Origin of the sequence: Lactococcus cremoris subsp. cremoris NBRC 100676, assembly GCF_001591705.1 — a bacterium.
Taxonomy (GTDB): domain Bacteria; phylum Bacillota; class Bacilli; order Lactobacillales; family Streptococcaceae; genus Lactococcus; species Lactococcus cremoris.
This window is the reverse complement of record NZ_BCVK01000087.1, coordinates 1-5,576: the sequence shown is the minus strand read 5'-3', so window position 1 is coordinate 5,576 and position 5,576 is coordinate 1. Positions and strand designations below refer to the sequence as shown.

Genomic DNA, 5,576 nt, shown 5'->3' with positions numbered 1-5,576 from the left:
CAGAACCTTAGGTCCTTGCATTAGGTTTGGAATAAAGTTTATAACCAATATAATTATACTTAAACATACTGCCCATTTTTTTGTCATTAATCTTCCCTTCTTATCAGAATTATTCTTTTGTTCTTAAAAACTTTTCGTCTTTCTAAGACTCCTTTCTTCACAAAATATAATTTATTTATTACAAGCAATATAAAAAACTCTCCAAGCCACCAACAATTTCTCATCTTTTTGTTATAAAGCCCCTCTAAAAATGTGTTTACGAGATATTTTTTAATCTTAAACTCGTTTAACAAAATAATTATCTCATATTGCCCTTGATTCCCCAACCAAAATACATTTCAAAATGTCGTTTTGTATTCACCTTCATTTTGTTTAAGGTTTTCAAAATAAAAAAAAACACTGGAATATCCAGTATCTTTTTTTCTAATGATTTTTTTATTCTTTAATAAGTTTACTGAAAGGAATTAAACCTTGAGTTTGGTATTCTTTCTCGAAAGCCTCAACAGTTTCTTCTCCGTAAATGGATGAATCAAGTTTTAATTGTTCAACAGGCAAAGGACGATGGTCAAAAATATTGACATTAATGACAACTGGTCGATCAGTTTCTTTCGCTTTTGCAAAGGCCTCTTTCAGTTCTGACAAGTTATTGACATCAAATCCTACTGCACCCAAAGCTGCTGCCGAAGCTCCAAAATTTGCTCCAATCAAATCAATTCCAGAGTGTGGTTGTTTGGCATCATCTTGTTCTGCTTCAATAAAGCCTAGGCTCTTATTAGTTAAAACAACATTAATGATTGGTAAATGGTATTTGACCTGAGTTAAAATATCAGGCATCACCATCGCCCAAGCTCCATCCCCAGAAATTGACCAAACTTGTCGGTTTGGATATTGAGACTTGCCCCAATTGCTGCCGGCAAAGCATAGCCCATCGTAGCATACCAACCACTTGTCGTAAATCTTTGGTTTTTACTTGTATCAAGAAGTCGCATGCCATCGATTGTTACATTTCCCACATCAACTTGGAAAATAGCATCATCAGTTGCCATTTCATTGATTGCTTTAAAGACTGGCTCTACTTCTAATGGTGAACTATCGATAAGCGAACGTTTTTCAAGCCATTCTACCCAATTTTCTTTGTCTGCTAAGGCTGCACGATACCAAGCCGTTTCTGGAAGTTGTTCTCCAATTTCCATTAATTTTTTTATGGTCAATTTAGCGTCAGCCAAAATGGCCAAATCAACTTGATGACGACGTCCAAATTTAGTTCCGTCAATGTCAACTTGAATATATTTGGCATCTTCAGGGATAAAGAAACTTTGGAAAGGCATATCTGAACCTAAGAATAGCACAGCATCAGTATTAGAGGCAATCTCTACCCCCGGTTTAGAAGCAACCCGTCCAGCAGAGCCCATATATGCAGGCGCATTATCGGGAACTATCCCTTTAGCTAGAGCTGAGCTCAAAATTGGAGCTTGTAGCATTTTAGAAAGAGCTAAAACTTCTTCACGTGCTCCTCTTGTTCCTTGTCCGATATATATCAAGGGGTGTTTTGCTTCTTTTAGTATTTTCCAAGCTTGTTGAATTCTTTCACTATCAGGCTCTAAAGGTAGTGGCTTTTGATATAAGTTCGCACTAGAAATATAGTTGTCTTCAATTTCTTGCCAACCTAAATCTTTGGGAATGGTAATGACAGCAGCACCACGTTTAGCATAGGCTTGACGAATGGCTTCGTCAACTACCGCTGGCATTTGTTCTGCTGTCATTACTGTTCGATTATAAACACTAACATCAGCAAACATTGGATTTTCGTTTAACTCTTGGAAATAATTAGTGTTCATCGCACTTGTTGGAACTTGTCCAACTAAGGCAAGGACTGGAACATGATCGTATTGAGCGTCATATAAGCCATTTAATAAATGAACGGCTCCTGGTCCTGCCGAACCAAAGGTTACACCAATCTCTCCGGTTACTTTTGCTTCTCCGACAGCCGCTAAAGCCCCCACTTCTTCATGGCGAACTTGAATATAATTCAATGTGTCTTTTCGATTATATAATGCGTTCATTGTCGAATCAATTGATCCGCCGGGTAAACCGTAAATATTTTTGACACCCCAATCTTCAATAACTTTTAACATTGCATCTGCTGCATTTATTTTTGTCATGATTTTCTCCTTGATGTTCAATCTATCAATTACTAACTATGTTAACACTGCTTTAAAAAATACTAATTATTAAACATTCCCCTTTCATTTTTAGGTAAATAAAATACTTTCTAAGTAAATTATAGGTCAAAATAATCTAATTGTAAATTATTTGAGTTCTCCACTTTATTTTCTTAGTCTATCAGCAACAACTAAAAAAGAACCGTAAACTAAAAGTTACAGTTCTACTTGTTGATTCATTCAAAAATATCAGTCTAAACTTAAATGATTGATTAAGAACTTTATTAATCGGTCACGTTCTTCAATCCATTTTTCTCGATTATCCTTGAGATGTACACGGTTTGATAAAAAAACAACTGCTTTTTTGATGCGAGGATTAATTAATATAAAAGTTCCAGTGTATCCTGTATGAAGGAGCCAATCATTATTTTCAGCTGGTAAGTCCCAAGCTAAGCTCCTTTCTTTCGCTCCATCAGCATAATTTTTCAAAAGCTCTAAATATTTCTCTTCTCTAAAATAAGCTTGACTAAATAAAATCATATCAGATAAGGTTGAAAACAAGCCAGCAGAGCCACAATGATTTTTTAATACTTGAGCTTTAGGATCATGAACTGTCCCTAGCGGAATATTTTGACTTGTAGGTACAGCATTTTCTACTGATCCAAAACTTGTTTGCTTCATTTCCCAGTTCTTGAAAATATTTTTATTAAAAATATAATCTAGACTTTCATCATAATATTCTTCCAATAAAAATCCTAATAAAATAAAATTAATATCAGTATATTTAAAGCTCTTATCATCAGTTACTCTAATCTGATTAATTGCTTCTGTCAGTTCAAAAAAACCTAATTTGTCCCGATTCGGGATGTAGGGATCAATTCCAGAAGTATGTGTCAGTAACTGTCGCAAACTAACCGTGCTGTCAGTAAATTTGGCATAATATTTTTGAAGCGGCGCATCAAGTTCTAACTTTCCAGCAAGAACAAGGTCAATGACCGCAGTTCCAGTCCCAATCACTTTCGTAAGTGAGGCCAAATCCCATTTTTTTCCAGGAGTCAAAGCGATAGGTTCAGGAATAAGAGCTGCTTTACCAAATAAATACTCAGAAACTTCTTCTCCCTCAAGAATTGCAAAATTAACACCAGGGAAAACATCACGCTCAAGATAATCTTCTATCATCGCTAAAAATTCTTGTTGATTTTTCATTTTATCCTCTGCTTCTTTTTCTTTTGAGCAAAAAAATCTGTCAAAATTTAACAGATTTTTTAAACTAACTTCTTATTTTACAAACCAAAGTTCAGCATGGTCAGGAACTTCTAAAGAAAAAGTTTTTGCTGACGCATCGATGTAAGTTCCATTTGCTTCTGAAAATTGATTAGCAAAAGCTTTCAAATCAAAGTCTTTATCAATCATGAATATCAAAAATTCAAGGTCAAGAACCTCATCTGTCCCTGCAGTTAAATCTTCACTTTCTTCAACATTTAAGGTCAAAGTCACAAACGGAAATTCAATTTTACCATCAATCGCTTTAAGATCAAATACAGATTCGTAAAATTCAATAATTGACTTGTCAGCAACATTTAAGTTCATTGCTGTAATTTCAAAGTCTGATAAACCTTTGAAATTTTTATCAAGATTGAGCTTAATTTCTGATTTATTAATTTCTGTCAGTGCTGGTAGGTCTGTCAGTGAGTCTGAACTTACCAAAAAAAGACCTGCTTCAGGAGAAAGAGCCGTAAAAGCAAGACCATTTTTTCCTTGATAAATTTTAGCAATTTTATCTAAGTTACGAACAATTAATTGTTCAATCTCAGATGAATTTGCTTTAATGACAGTCTGTCCGTGTTTTTTTAATCCTTCAACCGGATGAAAACCTGGTGATTCTTCTAATTGGAAACGATCTTTTTTCGCTTCATGTCCACCAAGCCATACCATTGCCCCTTCTTCTACCAATACCTTAAAGCCTAGAACTCCACGATAAAAATCTAAATTTTCTTCACGATGAAGAACACGATAGACTGGTTGAAAAGCGGTAATATGATTTATAATTTCGCTCATTTTAGCCTCCATTGATTACATTTACAAATAGCTATCTCTTATTTTCGCAAATTTCAAAGAAATTATCAACGATTTATATCTTTAGTTTTTGTATGTCTTATATAACATAAGTCTGAGCAACTTAATTTTGCTATTTCTTATATCCGATGCTAAGTCAGTTTTTTAGCAGATTTATCTGCATTTCAGCCTGATATCTAAAGATAAAAATATTATTTTTTGAAATTTTTCCTACCAGTTTTTTGCAGATGGAAATTTATTAAGGGATAAATCATACTCACAGGCTGTAACAAGTAAAAGAACAAGTCCAATCATTACCAGTGCGCCTACTATTAATATAATAAAAAAATATAATATATTGAGTAAATCTTTTTGCAGTTGTTTATTTTTCATAATTACTTCCTTGTTACCCAATTAAAAATGACAAAAATCGAATAACTTTTTATGTTATCAAGTTGATAAACTTAAGTAAAATGTGTTAAATTCCAATTTATAACATCACTTACTAATTTCCTAAGCTCACCATGCTCAATTCCATAAGGAACTTTTATCGTTCCTTTGCTGCATTCATATTGTTGTTTGAGTACTTCTAAATGTTTTTCAATAAAATTTGGTCTAGGATAAATTCCTAAATGATGCTTTTGAGGCTGAGCATAGATAAGTACCGTTTTTCCATTAAACCAAGCAGGCATTCCATAAGAAATACGTTCTTGGGCCTCAGGAAAAATTGATAAAACAGTTTCTCGAATCAATTTCATCAGCTGATTATTTATAAAAAACTCTTCAAACTCCATCATTAAACTCCTCTATTTCTTAGTCTAGCCCTTCTTATTTATGTTCTTCTCTCTTTTTATCGGGATGAATATTTTGTTTTACTGTGTAAGAATCTATGATAATTTTTATGACCCCCACTCGTTCCAAAGTTTTTTCAGGAATAGGGTCAAATGTTTTTCCTTTAGCCGCATGTGCCATCAAAAGATGCAAAGCATTTCTTTTTTCCTCTAAATCTTCAATAATTTTTGCCTCACCAAAACCGATTAAGCTTTGATAAGCATAAGAATATGTTGAAGCATTTTTATTGCCTTCAATGATTTTATCGGGTTGATCCATCTCTACAGCAACTAAGGGATTGATGTTATCCTTAAATCTTAGAGTCACTATTGTATAATTTAGACAAAGGACAAAAACATGCAAAAACGCTACTCAAAAGAATTTAAAGAAACCCTTATCGCCTTCTATCATTCTGGTCAATCCGTCACCCAGCTGTCTAAAGAATGCGACGTGGCCCCTGCAACAATTTATAAATGGATAGACCTCTACTCTAAATCTAATGAAAGCTCCGTCTCTAAAGCCGATTTT

At 33.9% G+C, this 5,576-nt stretch carries 5 protein-coding genes and 2 pseudogenes; 1 reads left to right on the top strand and 6 read right to left on the bottom strand.

Translation table 11 applies throughout. From position 1 onward, the window contains the following. Positions 1–435: 435 nt before the first annotated feature. From spxB to LLA01S_RS11525, 6 genes and pseudogenes are all read right to left on the bottom strand, one after another. A pseudogene (gene spxB, locus LLA01S_RS11545) lies at positions 436–2,162 on the bottom strand (pyruvate oxidase). A 249-nt stretch (positions 2,163–2,411) separates the two neighbouring features. Next, the gene (locus LLA01S_RS11540) at positions 2,412–3,368 is read right to left on the bottom strand and encodes a serine hydrolase domain-containing protein (RefSeq protein ID WP_015082898.1); all 957 of its coding nucleotides are present in this window, start codon (positions 3,366–3,368) and stop codon (positions 2,412–2,414) included. Positions 3,369–3,440: 72 nt separating this feature from the next. Continuing rightward, on the bottom strand, positions 3,441–4,220 hold the full coding sequence (locus LLA01S_RS11535; protein ID WP_011677117.1) for a CppA family protein: 780 nt from the start codon (positions 4,218–4,220) through the stop codon (positions 3,441–3,443). Between the two features lie 228 nt (positions 4,221–4,448). After that, positions 4,449–4,610 carry a hypothetical protein gene (locus LLA01S_RS12670; protein ID WP_014573297.1) on the bottom strand — a complete coding sequence of 54 codons (162 nt, stop codon included), beginning with the start codon at positions 4,608–4,610 and terminating at the stop codon, positions 4,449–4,451. A 71-nt stretch (positions 4,611–4,681) separates the two neighbouring features. Further along, positions 4,682–5,011: an iron chaperone gene (locus LLA01S_RS11530; RefSeq protein WP_011677119.1), complete on the bottom strand. Its 330-nt coding sequence runs from the start codon at positions 5,009–5,011 to the stop codon at positions 4,682–4,684. Between the two features lie 34 nt (positions 5,012–5,045). Next, a pseudogene (locus LLA01S_RS11525) lies at positions 5,046–5,348 on the bottom strand (pyridoxamine 5'-phosphate oxidase family protein); the annotation flags it as partial. Between the two features lie 57 nt (positions 5,349–5,405). Here LLA01S_RS11525 and LLA01S_RS11520 point away from each other — a divergent pair. Beyond that, a partial coding sequence (locus LLA01S_RS11520) for an IS3 family transposase (RefSeq protein WP_061778350.1) occupies positions 5,406–5,576 on the top strand: 171 nt, incomplete at its 3' end.

Coding starts and splice junctions, on each gene's coding strand:
- LLA01S_RS11540 (WP_015082898.1), bottom strand. CDS start 3,368: ATGAAAAATCAACAAGAATTTTTAGCGATGATAGAAGATTATCTTGAG.
- LLA01S_RS11535 (WP_011677117.1), bottom strand. CDS start 4,220: ATGAGCGAAATTATAAATCATATTACCGCTTTTCAACCAGTCTATCGT.
- LLA01S_RS12670 (WP_014573297.1), bottom strand. CDS start 4,610: ATGAAAAATAAACAACTGCAAAAAGATTTACTCAATATATTATATTTT.
- LLA01S_RS11530 (WP_011677119.1), bottom strand. CDS start 5,011: ATGGAGTTTGAAGAGTTTTTTATAAATAATCAGCTGATGAAATTGATT.